Raw genomic sequence first — 24,968 nt, forward strand, 5'->3', positions numbered from 1 at the left:
ACCTCGGTAGTCTAACAGCTTTTTACTGTGTAGCCCACTAGGTAGACCATCGGAACCCCTCTAACATAGTGAAGGGTGGCTCTGGACGCAAAACTTTTCTGCTGGCGTAGTCGATGAGCAATACAGGCGTTTACAGCGAACGAAAATCGTGGCGACAAACTCAGAGTTCTGGCGGTAACCGCTGGATCGGGCGCATCGTGTTGACGACGATCGCGTTATTACTTTTCGCATGGCTGATTTACTATTTCTTTCGCGCTCGGCCTGACCAAGAACTGCAAACATTTCTACTGCAGCCTGGGTCGTTCGATGGCGATGTGATCATGCCAACGATGTATGGTGCGACCGCCACACAAACAATCGTCACCGGTTTTAATGCAAACCGAATTGAGGGAACGGCAGCCTCGATACGAGAAAAGTTGACCAAGACGACCGCGCTGAAGCAGTACCTCAGCGACCCAGACGACTCCGTGTTAGTCATCGTGCGAGGCTATTTGTTGAGCGGTCCCGATGGGCAACCGATGATTGCCTGCAGCGATCTAGGACCTTCCGCGGACTTCAACTCGCCCAATGGAATGTTGCCGCTTGCGGAACTACTCAAACCGTTGGCTGCCGAAGCACCCTCGTCTTTTTCGGGCACGCGTTTAGTGGTGTTGGACATCGAACCGCTGGCTGCGTTGCCGCGATTGAACCAGTTCGGCGATGAAGCTTTCGAATCGCTGAACGACTGCGTTGCTCAAATTACCGGTGACCATGCCGAGTCGCTGTGGGTTTTGGTGACGCGTGGACCACTGCAAAACATTGGTTGGGACACGGCGGCGAAACTTCCGATCTCCACCGCGACACTCACCGATGCTCTGCTCGGTGCGGCTAACTTTAACGACGATTACGAACTCACGCTCGACGAGCTCTGCAACTACATGGCCTCGCGTTACCAGCGACTCGGCCAACGCAGTAAGACAGATCCGCCACAAATCATGGTGCTTCGTGGTGGCGTCGGTCGGATTACGAAATTGTCGGAGATCGATGACGTTTGGATCAAGAAATCAGAACCCGCTGTTGAACCAGAGATTGATGAAGACGAGACTGCCGCTCCAACACCCGAAGCGGACCAGGAGACTGAAAATTCGGCGTCAACGACTCGTTCCGCTGAGCTCAACATTCAAACGGTCCGCTATCAAGCGTTGGATACAGACCCATCATCAACTGACGAAGAGAAAACCGCAGTCAATCCGAAAACCGCAGTCAATCCATCGGAGCCACCGCCGGACGACCTTTCATCCCCCGACGCTGAGGGAACGCAACCACCAATCGACGCGGCTGCAACGCCGCCCGCGCCGCTTGGTTTTTGGGAACTTCGTGATTCGCTTGAATCCATATCGCTGGACGAGCAACCTCACCCGATCGCGATCGCCCCGCAAATTTGGGGAAAATTGATCCTCCAAGTCCTCCATGCAGATATCGAAACGCTCGATCCCAAAGCGGACCTGTCGCGAGCTGAAATTGTCCGTAGCACAGCCGATGACCTAAGAATCCTTCTCTCGACGCTCCAATCATCGCGGGACGAAACGTCGGCACGCCCAATCGATCTGCAAGCCTATTTGCCGGGATTGGTTCAAGAGCTGGCAACTCGATGGGACAGTGCGCGGCGCAATATTCAAAACCCTGATGATCAAGTGGTCATCGCCAATCAATTGCAGCACGCCATCGCCATTGCTCGAACACGATTGTCTAGCCGGTTACTTTACCGAGAACAGGCGATCCTTGGCGATAGTGCTCGACTGATGGATGACTCGGATTGGCCTGAAATTTTGAATTCATCTGAACGTTTATTGGCCGAGCAACAGGGTGACCAAGTTGATGCATCGAGAATGAAGGAACGAACCCGACAAATTCGTGACTTGGTTGCACAATCCGACAGATCGGTCGAAGCGATGGTTGAAAAATTGCTGGATCAGTTCCTTGTTGTCGACGAAGGGAAATCGTGGCCGGTGATCCGCCAAGCTCATGCGTGGTTGCGAAGCCCTTTGCCCAGCGGCAAGATGCGAGCTGCATTGACCACTGCGATTGCAAAGACTCGGATCGAAACGGTAAATACCGAGCAAGTCGCAATTGGAATCGCGTCGAGCGAATTAGCCTCCAGTCGTCCGGCAAACGCGATCGTCAGCCAACTGCTCTTACCACTCAAACGCGACTTTGCATCATTCACGGCATTAGAGCTGCCGTTAGAAACCGGAGAGCCAAAGGCGAACCAATACTCCCTGCTAGACACCAAGCTACGATCGGCGGACGCTGATTTTCTCGACCAGTTTGCGGCTGCACTGCGGATCGATCCCTCCGATACCGATGCGGAGGATCGCTTGTCACCGATCATGCACAACGTCGTCGCCGCAGTTCGTCCTCGTAATCTTAAATCGGTATTTCTCAATTCCTCTGACCAACTCATCGCGGGGGAAGTATTGAAATTAAAGTCAACGACCGATTCTATGTCAGTGAAGATCCAGCCTGAGAGTGATCGCACGACAACGTATCGGATAACCGCTCGGCAAAAGCAAACCGAGGTTTCCGGTTTCGCCGAGCCACCTTTGCAAATTTCTTGGCGAGCCGGCAGCGGTCTACAAAGCACCGCCGATGACGATACCGTCGTGTTGACGGTCCCGAGCGGCCAAGTGGGAGTCGCTCGTTTGGACATCCGCGCCATGCGAGAACGGGACGACTCCTCTCCCGCGGGCGAAATTGGAATCCGAATCGAAGCACTCAATGTGAACGCCGATCCACTGTTGAACCAATTGAACGTCACCAAACGGTTCCGCGTTCAAACGCCAAAGTCCGATCAAATCCGTGTGGTCGTGACAACCGAAGGGCTCAGTAGCGAAGTCGTTAGCGATGAAGAGAGTTTGGCCAATGGTGTATGGCTACGAGGTTTTGCGTCTAGAGAGACATCGTTCTCATTTGCACTCTTCAATGAATCGGGACGAGCGGCTCGGGCTCGCGTTTGGCTGCTACGGCTTAAGAATCCTTTTGTCGGCGAGAGAATTACCGCGTATTGGCCTGACCTCGTCGCGAATCGAATCGAGGCAATGGAATCGCTGTTGGTTGACGGCGATGGACGTGTCATGCCAAGGGTGCTCAGCGGAGACCAGGTGCTGAAAGGCCCCTCCGAATTAATCCTCGGTGCCGGTAAAGAACGAACTCCGCTGACGTGGAAGCCGATCGATACTGGGGAAACCGATACACCCGCAGCAGCAGATTTAGCACCGCCAAGTGCACCAACGGCGGGATCGGTCGACATTTCGCATGGCATGGCGTTGGTGATCCGCTTGCTGGACGAAACAGGCAACGCGACTCCCAGTAACGACGAAATTGTATGGTTAATCCCAAGGCCCTGGTCGCCGGAAAGCTACATCAATATCGAATCGTTGTTACACACTGGCAATGAAGTCAACGTTGTCGCAACATTAAAATCGCAGATCGATGGCGATGATCGACCAGACCAGATCCCTGACATTAATAATACAGCGGTAACAGTTCGCTGGACACAAGACGACCAATGGGACCGCCATCAGCGTGATTCGACCGACAGGCGGCGTGAACAATCGCTGTTGCTGCGTCCAGGTATGCTCGGCGAGCGAATGGAAGTATTGGTGCCGAATCGCAAAGAGACGATTGTGCGGTTGGATGTCGATGGATGGCCGCGAGCGATTCGTCGACTCGTGAGTCATCGTGAAGGGTTCCAAGGTCGTGCGCCAACACGCTGGGACACGATCGATTTTTCGTCCGTTTCGATCGACTATGGCGACAGCCCCCCAAGTCGAAGTGCGGATGATTTACCCATCAACGGTACGACGGTTAATTTCCCCAGCCGCGTCATCTTTCGCGGTGGCGGTCAGCAATTGACAACGCTTATCAATGCCGATCTTTCACCTGAGCTTTTCAATAATGTCGCTCCCCCTGAAATTCGATTGTTGATCGATGGGCAGGTTCGGCGCAGGTATTGGACGGATCGAATCGTTTCCAGCGTCGCCAACACAGTCGGCGACGATGGAACGATCGTGATGACGACGACCGTCAGCGATTTGCAGGAGGTTTGGACAACCGAAGCGTCGCGAATGGATGACCAACTTGACTTTCAAGCGGAATTGAGGGTGGGCGATCAACAAAAGACCGCCGCCTTCGAATTGACGCTCGATACCACCCCGCCAACCGTGGAACGACCACGTCGCACTAGTTTTGACACGGTCTATGTCGGCGGTTCGGTGACTTGGGATATCGATTGTGCTGATACAAGACGCAATGATGCATCGACAGGCATCAGCCAAGTCGTCATCGGAGTCGACAAGAATGGTGACGGCAAACCGGATTCCAAGGACCGATTGTTCCGCCCGCGTCAAGCGGAAGACTCACCCCGAATTCCAGCCGCATTACGCACGTTCAAGGCAGCGAAGGCAGAACCTCTAAAAATTGCTGTACAGGTTTGGGATGGCGTCGGATTGGCTAGCCAAGGGACAAGCGACTCGGTGATCGTGTTCGACCGGCCAAAACCAAAACCAAAACAAACATCGTCAACGAGCGAAATGAAACCGTCGAATACGTCTTCCAAACCGGTCGCAGCGGAACCTCCGAAACGTGGACGGATCAAGGGTCGTATCCAAAGCGGCAGTACCATGCGTGGCAAGCTCGTTCTTTCACCCGCTCCGGAAAAAATACGCCCCGGCGATACGATTGAAGTTGGCAGTGCGAATCCGCAGTTCGATTTCTCAAATGTCCCGCCTGGGGAATACACGTTGACTTTCCGAGGAACACAGAACAACGCCTCAAAGACTTTCGTTTGGTCTGGATTAAAGATTGATATCGCTGGCGGTAAACCATTCTTATCGCTTTCACCATCAGCGGCGAAATCCAAGTAAGTAAAGGTGAACACGTTTGTTGGAGAAGGGCGAAGTTTGAAACTCAGTATACGGTGTCGACGCTGCTAGGCTCGACTCTGCTCTGCTAGGTTCGACTCTGCCAGCCTCGTCCCGTTCGGAGCTGCGAACACTCGAAATGATTCCAGCCTCAAGGCTGGCCTACAATATTCTCGCGTTAGATTTTCCTATCGAACGCGGTTGTGGCTGTCTGTTTGCCAAGGATCGCATACGAACCTTTGTGCCGAGTATCTCCGATGTTTCAGAACGCAAAACGGTGCATCATTTGTGAGCAACCACTTTCGCCAACGAGAGCAAAACTTGGCAACCATTTGTGCGAATCACGAGCCTGTGAGTCGATGTTTCGCAGGCACTTGATGACTCACCAAGCCTTCTGCGGTGTGTGCGGGCGGCCAATGAAAGGCTATCGCCCGCGCGTGGAACCCTCTTTGGTATGCACACGAGTTCAGTGCCAAGCAAGGGCGGCCTCGATTCACGCTGCCAATGCTTCGTTTTGTTGTGTGTGCGGCATTTACTTGGGACCTCGCACGACCACGGCTACAAAGAATTTGTGCCCAAGTTCCATCTGTCACACCATCGATGCCGCTCGAACCAGAGCCGAGAATGCACGAATCCATGGAGCGCAAATAAGTGAGCAAAGGCGGCAACTGATCCAACGCGTGCGTGAACTCGTGATTAGTCTCAAGCCGGAATTGGTCGAGAAGCCAGTACTGAACATTGTTGTCCTGCCGTTCACTGCCCACAATCTGCAAATCGTGTCAAAGGAACGACGGCAACAAGTGGGAGCCGGGTTCCTTGAACTTGCGAACCAAGCCTATGCACTAAACGCCCAGTCCCAATCGCCGTACGATCCTGAGCCGGACGCCGCCACCAACGTCGAACATTCGAAAAATCCAACTAACAACGACTCTCATGAGCGGCGTCTTGCGAGACTTAATGGAATTGCGTGTGGAACATGTGGCGGACATTGCTGCCGAATCGGTGGTGATACAGCGTTTTTAAACGTCAGCAAATTCCAGGAAGTGCTGAGAAAACAACCTGAAGCTGGGCCTGCTGATGTGGTGGCTCAATACATGGCCAAAATTCCCCATGAGACCTTCACTGACTCATGTATTTTTCATGGTTTCCATGGATGTGGACTGAGTCGAGAACAGCGTGCCACGACCTGCAATGTCTTCCTTTGTACAGGTCTTCAGATTCTCAAGGATCTCGTCGACCGCGATGCCTCGGAAATGGTGCTAGCTGCGACGAACATTCGTTGCGGCGACGACTTACCACCGAAAGTATTTAGGATCAAAACCGCTGATAATGACGCAGTCATACCCTTGCTCTGGACAGCAACCGATCGTGATAAGCTCGAAGCCTAGCAGCTGCAGCGCAAAATGCGACTCAATGTTTTTCAGAATCTTTTCGAACAACACGCAACTCCTCAGGGAAACCAACGAAAACGGTATTGTCGCGGGGGGCAAACGCCTCTCAAAAAAATCTTCCAACACCATTTTCACAGAGGACAATTCAGATGGCTGCTTATCTCAAATTCGATGGCATCGACGGCGAATGTCTTGACAAAGACCACAAGAAATGGACTGACATTCTGTCATTCAGCCAAGCGGTTCACAAACCAGGTGGCAGTGCTACAGGTGCCACCCGTCGCCGTGGCGACACGATCATGGAAGACGTTCAGGTTGTCAAGGAATTGGACAAGTCAAGCCCCAAGATCGCCGAAGCGGTTTGCAACGGCAAGGTATTCCCGAAAGTCGAAATCGATCTGACGGCTTCCTATACCGACGCTGGACGAGTGACGTACTACAAGTACGAACTAAAGAATGTTTCGGTGACCAGCTACAGCATTGGCGGCAGCGGTCAATCCGATGATGTCCCAACCGAGAACTTCTCGCTAAACTTTGAAGAGATCAAAGTGACCTACACCGAAAACGACAGTGGCGGCAAGAAGAAGGGCAACGTCGAGTACAGCTGGAAGGTCGAAGAAGGCGAAAAGGGCTAGACCAATTCCGTCGATGCATATTGGCACGGTGGTCATCCGCCGAAATTCACAACGTAGCCCAGGCTACGTTGTGATGTCGATGAAACGGGTCACTTTCAAAATTGCTTTTTCATGTTGAAGTAAGAACGACGAACTATGGCATTCACACAACAAGATCGTTTTCTGCGGATCACGAAAGGGCCTCTCGACGAAAGTGAAGTCATTCTAACAGGGATCTCGGGGCACGAAGCGATGTCTCGATTGTATAATTTTCAGCTGGAATTTGTCTCCAGCAAGTTGGACTTGAAGCCGGTCGACTTAATTGGCCAGCCGATGACGATTGAATTGTCGCGTCATGACAAGGATGACAGCAAACTCGAGTCGCGTTTTATCAACGGTTACATCAGCCGTTTGAGCGCTGGCGTCGTCGAAACCGCTAAAAATGGAACTCGACATCGTGAATATCGGGCGGAACTGGTCCCTTGGTTGTGGTTCCTTACTCAGACCGCTCGCTCGTACATCTTCTTTCCCGAATCCGAAGACAAAACGATCTTCAAAGTAATCGAGGAAATCTTTGAGCGAGCAAAAGAAGAATATCACATCGAGCCGAAAGTGGATCTCCAAGGAATCAAGGAGCTAAATGATCGCGTCGTGAAGCATTGCGTCCAGTACCGTGAAACGGACTTCAACTTCATTTCGCGAATCATGGAACAATACGGCGTCTTTTATTACTTCACGCAAAAAGACGGCGAGCACAAACTGGTGCTCGATATGACCAAGAACTATCCCCAGGCGGTCGAAAGCAAAATCACGTACCCGGCTAATACTGGCGGTATGACACTCGTCGATCACATCACCAGCTGGGAACATTCCTACGAATTCGTCTCTGGCAAGTGGATGCATACAGACTACGATTTCGAAAATCCAACCACAAATTTGCGCAAAGATTCACCTGCGGTCTCATTAGAATTCCCCTCGGCTTCACAATATGAAGTTTACGACTATCCGGGCGAATACACGAAACCCGACGAAGGAAAGACCGATGCCCGCGTGCGTCAGGAAGAAGAGGAAGTGCCGCATGATTCCGTCTCTGTCACCAGTTTTTGTCGCACGCTCATGCCAGGGCATACGTTTGAACTTGACGGACATCCCGACGGCGACGTGGTTTCGGAGCACGAAACACCCTACCTAATCACATCCATCCAGCACCGCGCGACACAACCAGGGCCCGATGCTGGAACCGGCGAAGTGGCAAGCTATACCAATTCGTTCACCTGTATCCCTAGTAGTGTTCAATTTCGCCCGGCTCGGATCACTCCCAAACCGGTTGTCTCGGGAATCCAAACAGCGGTTGTGGTCGGCCCCAAGGGAGAAGAAATTCATACTGACGAATATGGGCGAATCAAGGTTGCGTTTCACTGGGACCGCGAAGATGACGACCGCAAGAAAAAGCCTCGCAAGAAAGTCGACAACGGCGAAATGTTCTTTTGCTGGGTTCGCGTCGCACAGAGTATCGCCGGGAACAAATGGGGCTTCATGGCGATCCCACGAATCGGTCAAGAAGTTGTCGTCGATTTTATCGAAGGCGATCCTGATCGACCGCTCGTGATCGGAAGCGCCTACAACCAGGGGCAAATGCCCTACTACGATCCCGAAGAACATAAAACAAAAACGTACATCAAAACCAATTCGTCGCCAGGCGGCGAGGGATTCAATGAACTGAGGTTCGAGGATAAAAAAGACAAGGAACAAATCTTCGTTCATGCCGAACGGAATATGGACGTGCGTGTTAAGAATGATTCCCTTGAACGAATTTATGGCAACCGCCATGAAATCGTCGGCTGGGAAAAAGACGGTGATAAAGGTGGCAGCCAAAAAGAAGAAATTAAAAAGGACAAGGACACCAAAGTCCACGCTAATCAAACCGAGCATATCGGTGGCGACATGAAATTGCTGGTCGGCGGAATCGACGGCGACGGCAATCAAGACATTGTGGTCAAGAAAGACAAGAAGGAATTGATCGAGGGGGATGCACACTTGCACGTTAAAGGCAAAAGCCTTGAAGCCATTGATGGAAATCGCAATACAGCCGTCGGTGGGGATCAAGTGTTGGAAGTCAGTGGCAGCAGTGCGCACATCGCCGGTGCGGATCACTTGCTAAAAGGAATGAACATCTCGGTCGAAGGCCAAGCAATCTGTATCAAGTCGGGCGGCAATTCCATCACCATTGACCCTTCGGGAGTGACGATTGTTGGTACTTTAGTACGGATCAATAGCGGCCCGGCACCGCCGGTAATCTCTCAGGCCAGCATGCTACAAAGCATGGCACCCGAGGACGCCGAAGAAGCCGAACCGGCCGAACCAAGCCAAGCCGACGATTCAAACACCGGAGCTAAGTCCGCACCCGATTAGTCAAACCTCATTCATTGGCTACCGTATGAGAAAAGACTAGCAAGCTCGATTCAAAGAAATTCCCGTCATGAAACCCGCAGCCCGTATAGGCGATATGCACGTCTGCCCGATGGTCACGCCGGGGACACCACCGGTCCCACACGTTGGCGGACCTGTCAGTATCGGCGAGCCGACGGTGTTGATTGGTATGATGCCAGCCGCGCGGATGGGCGACATGTGCGTCTGTGTTGGCCCTCCCGACTCAATCGCGATGGGGTCTCCGTCGGTATTGATTGGCATGAAGCCTGCCGCACGCTTGGGAGACCCGACGATTCACGGCGGCGTAATCACGGTTGGTTGCCCAACCGTATTGATCGGAGAGTCTGGCGGCGGAGGTGGTGCTGGGGGCGGCGGGGGTGCCGCAGGCGGAGGCGGTGCAGCAGGAATGGCCACCGGGACGGCAGCAGCACCGGCAACACCGAGTAATGGTCCCTTTGATTCAGCAGACGAGGCAGCCCGAGCAGCGTTGAACGCTGCCAATCCGCCATCTATCCGCGACAACCTTGAATATTCAGGGATGATTTACCAAGGTAGTGACGGCAAATTCTACTACACCGGACCGGTTCAAGGGTCAGATCAAGGAGCCAATCCGTTCACCGATGCGCCGGCTCCCGCTGGAACAACATCGGTGGCCAGCTATCACACCCATGCTGACTATTCCACCGTGGATCCATCAACGGGTGCTGCGATCCGAACAAGCGATCCAGCGAACGATGGATTCAACAGTGACAATTTTTCAACTCAAGATAAGACTGTCTTTACCAACCGTGGTGAAGTTGGCTATCTGGGGACGCCAAGTGGTACGTTCCGTAAATATGATCCTGCAACGGGTACCGACAGCGTACTCTAAAGCTGAAACATCGATGATGATGATCACCAATACAATGACGATCGAGCGATAAATCATGGGAAAAATCGAAGTCTTACAAAACTGCCTCGGTCGCCACTATTTAACCATCCACACGGCGTTGGAAGTTCTCGCACGTCGCACACTCAAGCTGGTCGATTACGAAATTTTGATTGTGGTCGACAACGGTGTCGAGACGGTGATTTTCAAGGACACGCGTGATCAGTCTGACGCTCTAGTGAACTTTGGTGTTCAGCCCGAGCTCAAATTCGTACTTGCGGCGGAGCATCTACTGGAAACTCTCAAGGAACTGAAGCAACTTGAAATCGCAGTTTCCATCAAGGGAAAACACTACCAAATCATCGATGTTTCTGTGAAAGCTTTCCGAGAAAAATTAGAGGTGGACTTAGTAAACTACAAAATTCAATTGGTACGTGACGGAGAATCTGTTGTTGCCATCTTCACAGACAAAGACCGCGACCCCATGACTCGCGGCCACAATCCGAAATGCCCTAGTTTTGAAGTGGAACTCAACCCAGACGATCTCAGAGTTCGCCGTGCCAATTTTATTCGTTGAAAACCAATTTCAGAGAGCACGGATGGCGGCAAATAGCCAAGGCCTTTCCTTCCCCGAAAAGCTTTGCTTCAACCGTGAGCAATAAAGTGGGATCCACACGCAATCAATTTCCGCTTGTGAATGGATTGAACGGATCGCCGACATTTCTGCCAATAGTGCTTCACGTCTCAAGGATGCAATCAAAGATCTTTATCCGGTCTTTGCAGAAGCACGGAAGATCTAATGGAAGGTTTGACCGCACCAAACCCATCCTTCTCCATCTTAAACAGGTGTTATCACTAACAAAAGAGAACGCAATATGGGCTTCACACCAGACGACAAAATCGATCGTTGGATGAAGGCGGCGGGTCAAGTTGGCAAAAGTCAATCGGTTCGCCAGCGCGTCGTGATTGCTGGCGAGTTCCTCGAAAAGACGGCCCGAATGTCCGAGGCCCAAGCGTGCGGATGCCTCACAGGAATTGACTTTTCCAAACCTGTGAAAATGATACGTTTACCCGACTCAATCTACGTGCAGTACGTTCAGAAGCACAATGGGATTTGGTTTACAGACACTGGTTTGACACCTGACTTGGTTGGCTTGGCCGGTGGAAAACGAACACGCAAACTATTCAAGCCCGTTGGCGTCGTCCATGCCCTGCAGTCCACCGCTCGAGCGATCAAAGACACTTGGACTACCGACCGCCTATTTCAGTCCATCTCGCCTGCTGCGAGAGGAAAATTGGGCCAGATGACGCGTGGTGGTGGAACGCAGTACATCGTCTTTGATAAATTTCGCATGCAACAAATCTAAACCGTCAATCAACTCGGAGCACCACCTTCGAGTCATGCTGCGCACCCACTCGATTGCGATTCTGCTAACCGCCTTTTTTGGGTCGGTCACCCCAGCTTGGACGTCCTTGAAATCATAGCGATTTCGAGCGGCTTTTGGTGCATTTTCGACAACATACGCTCCTTTCTAACGACAACAGATATGTCAACCAGAACGTTACGGCTTACTCACAATCGTTAACGCAAAGGAGATATATCATGATCACGAATCTTAGAATTGGCTCACGTGGTTCGCTGGTTAAAAAATTGCAGCTTGCTCTAAACGCGAAATTGCGACCAAGTCGAAATTTGGCTCCCGATGGAATTTTTGGCGGAAAGACCTACCAAGCAGTAAAAGCCTTCCAAGTCGATAGGTGGCTCGTAGAAGACGGTGTTGCTGGGGTGTGTACCCAAAACGCCCTTTATGACAAAGAGACTTACCTTTCCGTTTTGCATCTCATTCCGTTTATACCGCAACCCACTCTAACCACTTGTTGGGCAGCGAGTACGGCAATGATGACGAATTCAACGGTCGCCAAGGTAAAGGCAAAGACACCACAAGATATGTGGAGTGACCAAGCGGGGCTATTCAACAAGTCGAACACAAATGACGCAATGACTTCGGGAAATCGGTATGCCCGCATTCACAATCTACGATGCAATCCGCCAATGTCTTGGGCGCTTTCAAGACTTCGAAGTGCGTTGCAGCGTAGTCCGTTAATGTTTGACATGCTGTGGAACGCTGACGACTATGTGAAGGGCGTTGGATCCCCCGGTCACATGATCTGCGTCATTGGCATTCGAGGCGATGACGACCCTTCGGGCATAGGGACGACGCTACGCTTACACGACCCGTGGAAACCAAATATTGGTAAGAAAAAATCGGTCAATGCAATGAAATGGCTCAACGAAGTTCCCACCCGAACCTACCGAGTTTTCGCAAAATAGTCTGCTAGCGTTTTTAACCAATTAGCATCTCAGTGCACGTGTGAATATGGGATTTACTGAATCACCTACGAGGAAGTCGGCCAAGGTTCTTGTTATAGGGGCTTAATGATTGCGTTCGACTGCGATTTGAGCTTCAAGACGTTCTTGGAATCTGGGACGAGTGTTCACACGTGCAAAAAGATGGGTGTTCACACGTGCAAAAAATCGGGTGTTCGGATGAATCACCTCGAATTGGATCGAAGTGTCAAGATTGTTCCGCAGTCGAACATCTCGGGTGAAAGCTTCTAAACCAGCAATCGCCAGTAAGAAATCATCAAAAAACGACGCCAACCGAATTGAATTCGATAAGCGACTCGCATTTCTTTGCACATGAATCGTTGGTGACGATTGGCATCGTATTCCCGAGGAAGAACACTTCCCCACGCCCGAGTTTTGCTACTCGTCTTTGAATTGGTGTTGGGATTCGTCTTTGGATTCATGGCATCTTTCCGAAAAACTTAATCGAGGTTGATGACAATAACTGTTCTCGTAACCTTGCATGGGTAGTTGCTTGGTTTTCCGCAATTCATCGTTACTTTTCTCTCTAGTTTGTTAGCCGTTTCTTACGCAACTATTTGAGTCATTCAACGAGAACGGTTTCACGCCCTTCAGGCCGCGTCTTGCGGCCAATAAGCCTCGGTAGGTTTCGAAATTTCTTTTCTAAGGAACGATAAAATGGCAGCAAGAATCAGTGGTTCGGTCGGAAGTTACGAGAGCGGTGCTAAAAACGTGAAAGCAGACATAACGACGGTCCAGCAGTTACTGACTGCGGCGGCGAAGAAACTTAGTCGTCCCCAGTTTGATCCTGGTGGGATTGATGGGTTAATCAGCCGCGTGGCCTCTCGCTCAGGAACGGTCAAGGCTATTACCGCATTCCAAAAGGAACAAGTTCGTATGATTCGCCCGGACAGTCGAATCGATGTCGGCGGGAACACCTGGGGAAAATTAACCAGTGCTGCAGGGACGGTTCCGGTTAAGACACCTACGCCTGCCAAGGGGCTGATCACCTTGACCGTTTCACACGGTGGACTGGTGCCAACGGGAACAAAACGAAAATCGGGCGAACCCGTCGGTACCTACAATGGTGCTTATGAGTCGTCGTTTAAATTGTCGGGCGGATTGACCGGAACATTCCGTGGATCGATTTGGCCCAATGATATGACAGTGAAAGGGCACTTGCTCGACGGCACATACAATTTGCACATTGGGTTCCACAAGGGCGGCAGTGCTACGAAACAGACTGCGGCGAACCTAGTGGTAAAAACCAGTGGCATTCGAGCGGGATTGTTGGTTGAAATGCGCAAGTCGGTTTCGGTTAACAGCGACAGCTCATCCAAAAAAACTTCCTCCGGCATCAACATCCACAACGGAATCAGTTCCACCAAGCGATCCTCGGACGGATGTTTGAATTTGCCGCCGAACGATTGGAGCCGCTTCATGCAATTATTCATCGACGGTTTTCCAAATATCAACGATTGGCACGCTGAATACAAAAACACCGGAAAGAAGATCGGCACCCTGGTCATCCAACCGTGATTCCACGCCCCATGGGAGCCGAGAACTAGCGATGATGGTTCGCTAGTTCAGCGGTATCGATTCCAAAAAACTTGCCAAAAAACGCTCACAAACAGCAGAAGAATGGCGAAATCGACGAAGGGCGACGATTTTGTGATGACAAGCTCGAAGCCGCCCGCGCGTCGAGGCGTCGCACAATCGCCCCGAGGATTGACCGGGGCGTCCTCAGGCTGCAACTTTCTGTTTAGCTTTTCAATTGAGGCACAACTGGCGGATTTCACGAGTCGGCGTGCGCAAACAACGGCACTAAAATTGATGAACGCGGTCGCTGTCGCCTATACACTTCAAATGCTGACACCACGAATGGTTGTCGGCGGAGCCCATCTAAAGGGTGTCACCGGAAAGAGCACGCGTGTGACGATTAATGGCAAAGCTATTTGTCTGTAACGAGACGGCTCATTTCGGGATCGGAACGTTTGTCCGCATTGGCTAGCGGTAGTGCAAAACCCTTTGCCCAAAGCCCGAGGGATCCGGATTGGCTGCGTTTGTTTGACGGCACCGAGCAATCGTTATTGGAAGTCCATCGCAGCGAATTGTCCGATCACAACCGCGAATCGGCGACGATGATCCAGCGGACGCGGGTACTCTGCGACAGCGTGCCGCAGACATCACAGAGGTCGCCGAAGCCGCTCGCGAGGAAGTTTCGGACGGCTGAAAGTGACTGCAGTTTTGTTTGCGAAGTTGGCCACCTTTTTTTCCATTTTTCCGCAACTCCTTGTGCGATGAAACGAAAATAGTTGTATGAGAGATGCGGTAATCAGGCCGCCAAAAAATCGACGTTTGCGCTTCCGTTTCCCGTTTTTCCAAAAGGAGAACACAAATGGCTGCTTACATTAAATTTGATGGCGTTAACGGAGAAAGTCGAGACAAAGACCACAAGGATTGGAGTGATTTGCTGACATTTTCGCAAACCATTCACAAGCCGGGTGGAAGTGCTACCGGCGCAACTCGACGCCGTGGCGACACCATCATGGATGACATTCAGTGCACCAAGGAATTGGACAAGGCGAGCCCAAAGACTGCGGAAGCCGTTTGCAACGGCAAGGTGTTCCCCAAAGTGGAAATTGATCTCACCGCATCTTACACCGACGGTGGACGCGTGACTTATTTTCGGTATGAACTGATGAATGTATCGGTGACGGGTTACGATGTCGGTGGTTCCGGGCAGGCTGAAGACGTTCCGACCGAGACTTTCTCGTTGAACTTTGAGGAAATCAAAGTTACTTACGCCGAAGCCGACACGGCTGGCAAAGTCAAGGGCAACGTCGAGTACGGATGGAAGGTCGAAGAAGGCGAAACTTTCTAAGCCTATTCACACAAGTCGTCCGCTGGCAATGTCGGCGGACTTTTTATCTTTCGAAACTGGGTGCGCGACTTGATTCGTATGTCGTTGGTTGATCTTCTGCAATGAGGTGCAACCACAGAGTTGGTTCATTTTGATGTAACATTTGGAACGACAATCGCTTGGCAAGGATTGCTGTTACCAATGAGGTGGTTTCGGCGTGCCGGATCACCCAGCGGGTTGCCTATCTCGCGCAGGATTCGGAGTAGTCGCGTCGACGAAGGTTAGCAGGAATTGGTTTTCGTTCCGCTGTAAAAATGTTCCTTCGAATGATCGACAGCGGTAGGGGCAGCGTTTAGACTTAGTTCACAGCTTGTGTGGGGGGAGTCATTCCACTCACCTTCGATTGACTTCAAAACCTGCTGAGAACCAAGATGCAAAAACGAAGATTGGCCCGATTGGTGATACCGCTGCTACTGTGTTCAATGTTCCTACCAGCAGCGAGGGCTCAAGAAACGAAAACCAAACCTGTGTCCGGTGCGGTGAAGGCTCTCGTTGGTACATGGGAACGATCGGGCGGACCGGAGAACTGGGTCCCGAAGTTGAAAGTGACTCAGGTAGAAGATGAGCTCCAATTTCAGTTTTGGGGAAAAGCTTCCAAGGCAGACAAATCGTTTGGTCCCGCACAAACTCTGCACATCGTATCGCGTTACGGTGAAGGTCAGGCGGAGGACGCCATTGCGTTTACAACCTATGAAGGCAGTAATGGCGAGATTCACTTTTTCCTGATACTTCAAGAGGGTGTATTGGGGCTGGAAAGTGTGAAGATCGTAGACAATGCTCCTTCGAACAATCGGCTTGTCAGCTGCACCTACACCAAACAAGGTGCTGAAAAGGCACTAACGAATGACTCGGAGGAAGACGAGCAAATGGCTGACGCGACAGACGCCGAATCAAAGACACTCGACGCAAAAGAGAAAGTGGAACCTAAGAAAGGCAAAATCGCCGGACGCATTGAGACCGCCAGCACGATGCGAGGAACACTCGTGCTTTCTCCATCGCCAGAGTCTGTCCAACCGCAAAGCGGAATTGCAGTGGGATCGACCAACCCGCAATTCAGTTTTTCCGATGTTCCCGAAGGGGAATACGGTCTTGAATTTCGAGGAACCATTAATGGGGTCACAAAAAATATTGTCTGGACAGGACTCGAAGTGGATTTAGAGGCCGCAGAACCAACGACGTTGTCGCTCCGCAACGCCGCAGCAAATTAGAGGTGCTCGAAGTCGCTCTGCTACAGCCGCGCTAAGCGTTAGGCCGTAGCATTTTACATCGCATGTCGTCTTGACCGTAGCAGATCAATAGTCTCGTTTGGGGCGAAGCAATGGCGGCAAACATTCGTTCGATGTCTGCGACTTGGCCTGGCCAGCTATAGACGAAGAACACATCGGCTTGTTCCCTCCACTGCAGCAAGTCGCCACATTTGATTCGAGCCAATAGGCCAAATTTGGCAAGCAGCGTTTGGGACGCTTGAACCAACTCAGGCGAGATTTCAACGCCCTGCGCTTCGAAACCGAGTATCTCCGCCAATCCGGTGGCAATTCCGAAACCACTGCCCAGTTCACAAAACTTGCCGCGGGGCAATGCATCCAATTTGCTCCAGAGCATTTCGTAGTTACTCGGTACGAACCCAAACTCATCAACGGTTTTGAAACTCGCTCGACCTGCCTCGATGAACTGCTGTGCAAGCGGCGTGAGTTCTCGCCCGGTACCTTCTAGGTCCACTTCGCAAAGTGCATCTTCATCGTCAATTGGTCGATTCGATTCTCGAGTCATCTGGGGCACCCGAAACAAAAAGGAGGATAAAAGGAAATAGCTTACCAGTTCTGATTTGACGTGCACTATTCGCGACCTACGTTTCAGGGGTCATCTCCAAGTTGGGGGTGGCGTATATAGATCAAACAATGTTGGAGTTTGCGTGGTGATGTCGAGTTTTCGAATGCAAATCGGTGGTGTTTTCCTTTCAATCCTGCTAACTGGACCTGCTGCATGGGCCGGTGGACTCTGCTCGCATTGCGGCGGCACGGGACACTGCGAAAAAATGGTCCCTGTTACCGTGACAAAAATGAAAATGGTGGAAGAGACCTGCTATCGAGAAGAACAGCAAGTCAAGACGGTTCTGGTGCCCAAGGTAATTCAAGTAGAACAGCTCGTTCCTTATGAGTACACAGCTTGGGTTCGCGTGAAGAAAGAGGATCCACAGGAACTTGAAATCAAAACGCCAAAATTTCGCTGGGTTGACCAGAAATACACCATCACCGTTCCTGGTAAAGACACGGTCACCAAGACTCGCAAACGCACCGAAATGGTTCCGACGACGGAAATATGCACGGTGACCGAGGACCATGGATACTATGAAACCAAAATGGTCGCTACCAAAACCTGTGGCGGTTGTCTCTGCACGGAAAAGAAAGTTTGGTGCCCTTGTCCGGTCGAAGTTCTGAAAGAGAAGACCGTCATGAAGCCGGTTACGATTGAGGAACCTTACACTTGCGAAGTCGACATTTGCGTGCCGATTGAAAAAACACGCCGAGTAAAAGAGTATTTTACAAAGGTCGAAAAGAAGACCGTCAAGAATCCTTACACAACGCTCGAACCTCGCAAGCGAACCAAGATGGTTACCGCGTTTGTGCCGGAAACCGTCCACGAAGAGAAGACCGAAATTTGCACGGTCAAGGTACCTTACACGGTCGTTCGGGAGGTTCCCGTTCAAGTGACATGCATGGTACCTGAGCAGCAAGCATGCTCGTGCCAATCCAACTGAACTGAATCGCACTGAGTGATTCAAATCGGGCTGAATCTCGCTAAGATTCGCTTACGGGAATTTCGCAGGCGGCGAGGAGTTGTGGCAGTCGTTCATCACCAAACAACGCCCATCCTCCCGCCGCATCCGCCGATTCGACTAAGATCGATTCGCATGGTTCGACGACCATGCTCGCTAATCCCTTCTTGCCATCGCTGAGCACCGCTTCGAGAATACTCGGCCAACAAAGTCCCAACATGCCGCGAGAGTTGTCGTGATCACTGTCACTCGCACGCATTAACCCCTGCATATACTCAAGCAAGGGTGGCACGTCGACATAGGAGCACAGCACAATGATCCCGTCCTGGTTCCAACCTTGCTTGAGCCATTGATCCTGCTGATCGACATCAGTCGATCGAATCATTCTTGGCGACACCGACGCAGCAACCTGGCGCGGTAAATTCCCCATCAAGTAGTCGGAGGGACGATCATCCGCAAGCTCTGGCGGATAAAGACCCGTCCTGGCAAAGTCAATGATCAACGTCAGTGGACAATGACTCGATAAACGACGCGCCATTTGCGACACATCCGCGATCTCATCTGATTGAGTCGCACGAAATAGCCCCGAATTGCACTGCTGAATCGTTAAGCTCAGATCCGCTGGCAATCGCAGCGGTTCCACTTCTCGCTGAGGGACATCCTTTTGCGGGACGGGTCGCTTCGGCACGGCTTTTTGCGGAACCGCTTTCGGTGGCGAATCCACCGGAGTCAATGGTTTGGGTTCTACGACTGCCGAGCGTGGCCTCGGACTAGGCACTGACGTCGGCACCGGACTGGGCACCGGACTGGGCACCGGACTGGGCACCGGACTGGGCACCGGAGTCGAAGTCGGCATCGAATCAAAAAACGACTCCTGTTCCGTAGCCACTTCTGCCGAGCGGATGTCATCGGGGGCCTGCGGACCGAACACCGGAGAATCCGCCACGTGATCCTGTCGTGCGGGCGAGGGTTCAACGTCCGTTGGCTCGTCATGTTCGGCTGTATCTTCCTTATCCTCCTTGGTCTTTGCATCGGTGGAAAAAGAAGACTCCAGATGGAACACAAAGGTCGTTTTTCCTGCCCGAATGTGATCGCCATCGGTCAAGCTCCGCTGCACGACCTGAACATCGTTCACTCGCGTGCCATTGGTACTTTGCAGATCTTCAATGGTGCAGCTATCGTTTTCGACAGAGACTCGAAAGTGCAATGACGACAACATTGGATCATCGGCAAGAATAATGTCCGCCCGTTCGCTCCGTCCAAAAGACAGCTTTTCACCGCTGCGCAGCAGCCACCTGGCACCGGTTCGCGGGCCCGATTCTATCGCGATCACAACTCGCAAACTGATTCTCCGTTAGTTTGATGGTGAATGACGTGACGACGTCAATCATAACCGAATTCATCGAAAACCCAGCGTAGCAAAAAACCGAAGTGATTTTCTGGGGGGATTGAAAACAGTATACTGGAGATGGGATCGCAGCAACGGTGCTCTGACGACCCAAAGGTCAATCGTCACGAGAAGGGCAGGATTCGATGCGGGATAGCCATTCACCGACACCACGTGCCAGTTGGAGAAAATCAGCACGTTCGGTAACACCAGCAGCCGAGGCGGGTGAATTCGGTAGCCGAGGCCGCCAACGTAGACACTTGCTGTTTCGCGTCAGCGCGCTGGTGACGCTTGCGATCGGCATGACCATCATCTTAGCCTGGGTGCTACGGCTACGGCCTGACCGTGATGTGCCGTTAATCGTCGCGGCCGTCTCTCAATCGGCACCTCGTTTGGGATCCGACCCGCTTTCGATTCCGCCAAATCCGTTTGGAAAAGAAGACGCTCGGTGGTTTAGAGCGTGGTTCAACCGCGAGGCAAACCAGCATGTAGAGTTTCTTAGTACCGTCGACGAACAGACCGGCCCGATGGAGAAAGCGGGTGATCAGTTGATTAAATCGATCACCACACATTTGGCATCCGCGGTCGCCGGAGGCCCCCGAGGCGATATGATCACCGTGTTTGTCACCGCTCAAGGCTTGGTTCATGAAGGCGAACCCTACTTGATCGTCGGCGACAGCCAACCGGGAGATGCCAGCACATGGGTTTCGGTTGAATCGTTGTTGAAAAGCATCATTGGCAAACTGAAGAAGGACAATCGAGTTGTCTTGTTTCTCGATGCCACGCGCGGCGGAACGATTTGGGATTGGGGAAAACTTGATGATTCGTTTACCGACCGAGTCGACAAAGTTGTCACGCGAGAGAGCGAAGGCCGAATTGCGGTGATCGTTTCTAGCAGCGAAGGGCAACGGAGTTGGTGGGACCCGCGACGTGGACGCAGCTTGTTTGCCAAAGCAATTATTCAATCTTTAACGGGCAGCGGTGATACAAACGAAGACGGCTATATCACCGTGGGTGAGGTTGCCGCAGATATTCGTCGCCAAGTTTCAACCGACGCTCAAGCAATATGGGATGCTCGCCAACATCCTGTCCTATTGAGTAAGCAGGCTGCCGATTGGCGTTTGATCCAGAAGCCAGACAAGATGCCGAGCCCCAACTTTGCGGTCGTGGACGCGGATCGGTTGAGTGGTGTGTTTGACGAGATCGATGAACTTTGGGACCAACATAATGCAATTGCCAAAACTCCACATCCGCCGTTGGCCACCAATCCGTTAGCATGGTCTGTGTTGGAAAAACAGCTCACACGACTCGATCAATTGGCTTTGGCCGGTCAAGCTTACGAGGAAGAGCGCAAGACGTTGCAAGCGAATTGCAATAAATTGCTTGGCGAGTTCAAGAGTGGATCGCCACGAATACCGAACAAATCGGCTTTGCCTGAGTTGCGATTGGTCGACTACTTTTACAGCGAGCCAGAACCCGATTCGTTTGAACAGCCGACAAACCAAGCTTTGACGGAGTTGGCAGCCGCGTGGGCGAAAGATCCCACTCCAGAAACCAACGAACTTGGGCCGGAACTTGGTGAAGAGCAAGTCACTCGCATGCTTTGGACGTGGTTAATCGACAAACAATTCGAACCGGGATCGCTTGCCGCCGCCGCCTCGTTGCTTGATCGTGTCATGGTGAACCCAAACCAACCGGCGCGGTTTGTCGAAACACACTTGATTCGCTTATTGACTGCGCCCGACATTTCGAACATTCGCGGCGACCGAGCCGTCGCAATTCTTCAATCGCATCGTGCCAGTCGTGAAGCAGCATTCACCAAGGATCTTCGAGCGTCGTTCTGGACTCGCAATGCGATGTCCAATTTAGATCGTCAGCGAATGATGTTTTGTGACGCTGCATTGGCCCACGCGGAATCAGGTGGTGCCGAAACAAAACTTTCCGTTCTCAGCATGGATGACTACCCAGAGCTTCGCGACCGAGGACAGAAAATCTCGGATGCGTATCGATTGCGAGACCAAATGTTTCACGATATCCCGAGAATGGCGGAAACATTGCTTGCCGATGTCGGTGCATTTGAAGACAAAGAAAAAGGCGGGAACTCGGCCGCGCTGATCCTCGCCGCCACCGATGCCGTCCGATGTTTGGCAGCTCGTTTGCGACTCGTTGATGCGGAGGACAATGTGGGTTTCATTAGCAATAGTCCAATCAACGAAATCTCTCGTGCAAAAGCCGACGCGGAAGCCGCAATGCAGCGACTGAATTTACGATTGAGCGAACGGGTGGATGTTGTAAGCGGAACGAAAGCAAGTGACGAGAGCGGTTTGCGTCAAGCAGTATCACTCTTGCAAGGTTCAGGGGTCTCGATCGCGGCACAACGAAGACGCATCCATCAACGTTTGGTTGAATTGATTGGCCAAGATCAAGCCGACTTGACGATTTCTCAAAACGCGACTGGCGGATCTGTTCCATCCGAACCGGACGACCAATGGATCGAGAATCTGAATCGATCGATACGGATTCAAGACCAGCATCCTTGGGTCTACTGGCTTACACAAACCAAAGAACTGACCTGTGCTCCCTCTGGCACTGTGGCTTTAGCCGATGGCGAACAACCACCGCTCTCGGAGTCGTTCGACTCGCAAGGAACCACGCTTCGCAAATCGATTGTCGATCTTGTTGCCCGCGACTTTGGCGACGTCACTCTCCAGCCTGATAAACTCAGCAAACAAGGCGTTCGGCTGTCATTAGTCCGCAACGACGTTGAGGAATTGGAAACAAATCTACGATGCCAGACGGTGATGCTAAGTCATCGTCCCAAAGCGATGGAAGATGCGGTTGAGCAGCGGTTCTCGCTAGACATGCAGTTGTTCGTCATGGAGCAAGCGGCCCGCACGCTTCGCGAGTTTTGGTGTGAAGCAAGAGCCAACGAACAGCCGTTTTTTGCACAGGCTAGCGAACGGTTGCTTCGGGTACAGTCGTTCAAACCATTCTCTACCAAACTCGAAAAAGTGGATTTATTGGCACAGTTAACGGAGTCGAAATCGGCCGTCAAGGATCTCTCCACCCTAACGGCGCGACCAGCCCAGCAAACCGAGCAACGCCCCCTGCTGCAGCAAGTCGCCGGTCGCTCGGTTGCATTCCAACTTGCCCGTCCCCAAGTCCTGCCATCGGGCCAGGTTTCTGTGTGGACTGATCAGGATTCAAAGTTGTTGTCGTTGAACGATTCGATAGACAAACCTTTGAATACTCCGTTCATGATCGCGAAAGAGCTGTCCACGCTTGACAATACATTTCCCGTGCAATCGTTCTTTCGCGGCCTGCGACGACGTGGTGGACTGACCGTTCGCATTCCAAGGAATCCTCGAACCGTGCTGTTCCAATTGCCCAACTACGGCCCTCCGTTGGCGATCGTCCAAGCAGATGAAAAGCATGCGGAAAAGATCGTCTTAGTTTTTGATTGCTCCGGTTCAATGAAGGGAAGCCGACTCAACGAGGCACTTGCCGCAGTTAAGAAATTTTTGCTGAGTTTACCGAATGACTACAGCATTGGATTGGTGCTCTTTGGTCATCGGTACGGGTGGGTCCAGAACGGCGAGTATATGGTGAAAGATAGCCGGGACAGCAACAAATGGAAAGTCTTTACGGTTCGCGGTGGACAGAAGGTGGGGTTAGCCTCGCTAAGAGTCGATGATCGTGTTGCCAATCATAATCCCAACTTTGATGTCGAAGCAAAAGTCGACCTCGGCCCGCTGAATCAAGGGCACCTACAACGACTGATCGCCGAATTGGACGATCTGTCCGCTGTCGGGGTTACCCCGACTTATCAAGGGATCAATAAAGCCTATGAAATGTTCGGCGGTTTAGAAGGTCGAATCATCGTCTTAACGGATGGGAAACCACAACTGTCCGGAGGTTTTGATACAACTCCTTTTCGGCAACAAGCAATGGCAAACTTCGCAAGATCAAAAGACATTTCGTTGAGCATTGTGAACTTTGCCAATCAGGATCCGCAGGCCGATTTGAAGCTTGCCTTCCCAGGTTGTGTCAGCAACGCAAAAGACGCAGCCGAATTGACCAACCTGCTTCAAGATACCAGTTATCGGCCACGCGTCGCGTGGAAGCGTGATGGGAAAATTCAAAGTGACGAAGTTGAATTCGGCTCGACCGTAGTCCTCGATCGTTGGCCTCCAACCGGTCAGGGGCACATTGCCGGACAACCGGTGCGTCCGGCGGAACGATACGAAATCGAAGCGCGGGGACGCAGCGAAGATGAAACCGCCTCTACCGTGGTCCATGTCGAAGGCGGAGAAGCGTTCGAGTTGCAACTTCGTGATGGAAAATTACTACACGCCCCGTTCCCTCGCCGGCTGCATGTGTTTAGTGAGTTGGACCTCGACGGTGCCGACCAAAATCGCTACTCCGTGATCGCATTACCACCCAATGTAAACAACAATCGAGAACTGACATTAAAATTGGTCGTCGAAAACCAATCGCCACAAATGTTTACACCGCGACCAAGTGACGCGTGGATTGACTTGGTAGGTTTTGATGCTCAGCGGAGACGAAAGATCCACTACTCGATCAGCCAACCACAGTATGAATCGTCTCGCGGTGTCCCGATGTTGATTTGTAACGTCGATGATTGGCCGGACTGGGCGAGCAATGTCCAGATCGAGGCATGGTTTCGGTTCGGTGACCCCGAGGCGGTTCGCAAATCACTTCCGTTACAAAGTCAAGACAGTGTCAAATTAGAGTCGATTCCCGGAGTGAGTTTTCGTATCGAACGAACGCGTGACCCAAAGTTCGAATTGACTGTAACGGAAACCTACACAGACAGCGCACCCGAAGGCGGACTGCGGTTATTGGCGGACCCACTTCCCGACCAACAAGTCACGAGGTCCTATCAAAAAGAAGGAGTCGTACAACGCGTTTTCCAATACGAACAACCACCCGAGAATTTACGTGTGTTTGTTACGAAACGCAGTGAGATCACCGATTTAGCACCACTCCATGGCCGCGGCAGTATTGCAATTAGCGGTCGTTGAACCCGTGGCCCAACACCCCATTGGCGACAAACTCAGCTCAGGCAAAAGTCACTCACTGGCTTGGTGATTGCGCTCGCGACATATAAGGAAGACAGGAAAACCGTCTCTGTAATATCCGTGCTGTTTTCCCCTGATTGGTATTGGGATCGCACGCCACAACGTGACTCAAGATGCCTGTACAATGCTAAAACGCACGGGCTGACGCAATTGCAGCCGAAGCCCATTGTGGCACTATTGTGCTATTCGCAAATACGATCGTCAA

At 51.9% G+C, this 24,968-nt stretch carries 17 protein-coding genes; 14 read left to right on the forward strand and 3 right to left on the reverse strand.

The features are described 5' to 3' along the window. The first annotated feature begins 113 nt into the window (after positions 1-113). From CA13_RS17520 to CA13_RS17555, 8 genes are all read left to right on the forward strand, one after another. Complete coding sequence (locus tag CA13_RS17520; protein WP_146398763.1) at positions 114-4,904, forward strand: hypothetical protein; 4,791 nt, start codon at positions 114-116, stop codon at positions 4,902-4,904. 677 nt (positions 4,905-5,581) lie between these two features. Continuing rightward, entirely contained in the window at positions 5,582-6,289 is a 708-nt protein-coding gene (locus CA13_RS17525; RefSeq protein ID WP_419194505.1) for a hypothetical protein, read from the forward strand. A 152-nt stretch (positions 6,290-6,441) separates the two neighbouring features. Then, positions 6,442-6,927: an Hcp family type VI secretion system effector gene (locus CA13_RS17530; protein WP_146398767.1), complete on the forward strand. Its 486-nt coding sequence runs from the start codon at positions 6,442-6,444 to the stop codon at positions 6,925-6,927. A 135-nt stretch (positions 6,928-7,062) separates the two neighbouring features. Then, positions 7,063-9,318, forward strand: a complete 2,256-nt coding sequence (locus tag CA13_RS17535; RefSeq protein WP_146398769.1) for a type VI secretion system Vgr family protein — start codon at positions 7,063-7,065, stop codon at positions 9,316-9,318. Positions 9,319-9,385: 67 nt separating this feature from the next. After that, entirely contained in the window at positions 9,386-10,207 is an 822-nt protein-coding gene (locus CA13_RS17540; RefSeq protein ID WP_146398772.1) for a DUF4329 domain-containing protein, read from the forward strand. 55 nt (positions 10,208-10,262) lie between these two features. Continuing rightward, on the forward strand, positions 10,263-10,781 hold the full coding sequence (locus CA13_RS17545; protein WP_146398774.1) for a hypothetical protein: 519 nt from the start codon (positions 10,263-10,265) through the stop codon (positions 10,779-10,781). 298 nt (positions 10,782-11,079) lie between these two features. After that, on the forward strand, positions 11,080-11,571 hold the full coding sequence (locus CA13_RS17550) for a hypothetical protein (RefSeq protein WP_146398776.1): 492 nt from the start codon (positions 11,080-11,082) through the stop codon (positions 11,569-11,571). A gap of 236 nt (positions 11,572-11,807) precedes the next feature. After that, positions 11,808-12,536, forward strand: coding sequence for a peptidoglycan-binding protein (locus CA13_RS17555; protein WP_146398778.1), 729 nt, complete (start codon positions 11,808-11,810; stop codon positions 12,534-12,536). A gap of 284 nt (positions 12,537-12,820) precedes the next feature. Here the strand turns inward: CA13_RS17555 and CA13_RS17560 are convergent, their stop codons facing one another. Then, positions 12,821-13,015: a hypothetical protein gene (locus CA13_RS17560; protein WP_146398780.1), complete on the reverse strand. Its 195-nt coding sequence runs from the start codon at positions 13,013-13,015 to the stop codon at positions 12,821-12,823. A gap of 235 nt (positions 13,016-13,250) precedes the next feature. Here CA13_RS17560 and CA13_RS17565 point away from each other — a divergent pair, with 235 nt between their 5' ends. The 4 genes from CA13_RS17565 (at position 13,251) to CA13_RS17580 (ending at position 16,703) form a co-directional block, all read left to right on the forward strand. After that, positions 13,251-14,111: a hypothetical protein gene (locus CA13_RS17565; RefSeq protein ID WP_146398782.1), complete on the forward strand. Its 861-nt coding sequence runs from the start codon at positions 13,251-13,253 to the stop codon at positions 14,109-14,111. Between the two features lie 102 nt (positions 14,112-14,213). Then, complete coding sequence (locus CA13_RS17570) at positions 14,214-14,537, forward strand: hypothetical protein (RefSeq protein ID WP_146398784.1); 324 nt, start codon at positions 14,214-14,216, stop codon at positions 14,535-14,537. 433 nt (positions 14,538-14,970) lie between these two features. Continuing rightward, positions 14,971-15,456, forward strand: coding sequence for an Hcp family type VI secretion system effector (locus CA13_RS17575; RefSeq protein WP_146398786.1), 486 nt, complete (start codon positions 14,971-14,973; stop codon positions 15,454-15,456). 410 nt (positions 15,457-15,866) lie between these two features. After that, positions 15,867-16,703, forward strand: a complete 837-nt coding sequence (locus tag CA13_RS17580; protein ID WP_146398788.1) for a hypothetical protein — start codon at positions 15,867-15,869, stop codon at positions 16,701-16,703. A gap of 31 nt (positions 16,704-16,734) precedes the next feature. Here the strand turns inward: CA13_RS17580 and CA13_RS17585 are convergent, their stop codons facing one another. Further along, positions 16,735-17,265 carry a class I SAM-dependent methyltransferase gene (locus tag CA13_RS17585; RefSeq protein ID WP_146398790.1) on the reverse strand — a complete coding sequence of 177 codons (531 nt, stop codon included), beginning with the start codon at positions 17,263-17,265 and terminating at the stop codon, positions 16,735-16,737. Positions 17,266-17,413: 148 nt separating this feature from the next. On the opposite strand from CA13_RS17585, the gene CA13_RS17590 reads away from it, so the two are divergent. After that, entirely contained in the window at positions 17,414-18,253 is an 840-nt protein-coding gene (locus CA13_RS17590; protein ID WP_146398792.1) for a hypothetical protein, read from the forward strand. Positions 18,254-18,293: 40 nt separating this feature from the next. Here CA13_RS17590 and CA13_RS35330 read toward each other — a convergent pair whose 3' ends face one another. Beyond that, entirely contained in the window at positions 18,294-19,604 is a 1,311-nt protein-coding gene (locus CA13_RS35330) for an FHA domain-containing protein (RefSeq protein ID WP_419195122.1), read from the reverse strand. Positions 19,605-19,804: 200 nt separating this feature from the next. Here CA13_RS35330 and CA13_RS17610 point away from each other — a divergent pair, with 200 nt between their 5' ends. Continuing rightward, entirely contained in the window at positions 19,805-24,706 is a 4,902-nt protein-coding gene (locus CA13_RS17610) for a vWA domain-containing protein (RefSeq protein WP_146398798.1), read from the forward strand. The last annotated feature ends 262 nt before the right edge of the window (positions 24,707-24,968 follow it).

The organism is Novipirellula herctigrandis, from assembly GCA_007859835.1.
Lineage (GTDB): Bacteria > Planctomycetota > Planctomycetia > Pirellulales > Pirellulaceae > Novipirellula_A > Novipirellula_A herctigrandis.

Bases quoted from the DNA above. Each gene is read 5' to 3' on its own strand.
- CA13_RS17540 (WP_146398772.1), top strand. From the start codon at position 9,386: ATGAAACCCGCAGCCCGTATAGGCGATATGCACGTCTGCCCGATGGTC.
- CA13_RS17530 (WP_146398767.1), top strand. From the start codon at position 6,442: ATGGCTGCTTATCTCAAATTCGATGGCATCGACGGCGAATGTCTTGAC.
- CA13_RS17555 (WP_146398778.1), top strand. From the start codon at position 11,808: ATGATCACGAATCTTAGAATTGGCTCACGTGGTTCGCTGGTTAAAAAA.
- CA13_RS17535 (WP_146398769.1), top strand. From the start codon at position 7,063: ATGGCATTCACACAACAAGATCGTTTTCTGCGGATCACGAAAGGGCCT.
- CA13_RS17590 (WP_146398792.1), top strand. From the start codon at position 17,414: ATGTCGAGTTTTCGAATGCAAATCGGTGGTGTTTTCCTTTCAATCCTG.
- CA13_RS17570 (WP_146398784.1), top strand. From the start codon at position 14,214: ATGGCGAAATCGACGAAGGGCGACGATTTTGTGATGACAAGCTCGAAG.
- CA13_RS17580 (WP_146398788.1), top strand. From the start codon at position 15,867: ATGCAAAAACGAAGATTGGCCCGATTGGTGATACCGCTGCTACTGTGT.
- CA13_RS17545 (WP_146398774.1), top strand. From the start codon at position 10,263: ATGGGAAAAATCGAAGTCTTACAAAACTGCCTCGGTCGCCACTATTTA.
- CA13_RS17565 (WP_146398782.1), top strand. From the start codon at position 13,251: ATGGCAGCAAGAATCAGTGGTTCGGTCGGAAGTTACGAGAGCGGTGCT.
- CA13_RS17610 (WP_146398798.1), top strand. From the start codon at position 19,805: ATGCGGGATAGCCATTCACCGACACCACGTGCCAGTTGGAGAAAATCA.
- CA13_RS17560 (WP_146398780.1), bottom strand. From the start codon at position 13,015: ATGAATCCAAAGACGAATCCCAACACCAATTCAAAGACGAGTAGCAAA.
- CA13_RS17520 (WP_146398763.1), top strand. From the start codon at position 114: ATGAGCAATACAGGCGTTTACAGCGAACGAAAATCGTGGCGACAAACT.
- CA13_RS17575 (WP_146398786.1), top strand. From the start codon at position 14,971: ATGGCTGCTTACATTAAATTTGATGGCGTTAACGGAGAAAGTCGAGAC.
- CA13_RS17585 (WP_146398790.1), bottom strand. From the start codon at position 17,265: ATGACTCGAGAATCGAATCGACCAATTGACGATGAAGATGCACTTTGC.
- CA13_RS17550 (WP_146398776.1), top strand. From the start codon at position 11,080: ATGGGCTTCACACCAGACGACAAAATCGATCGTTGGATGAAGGCGGCG.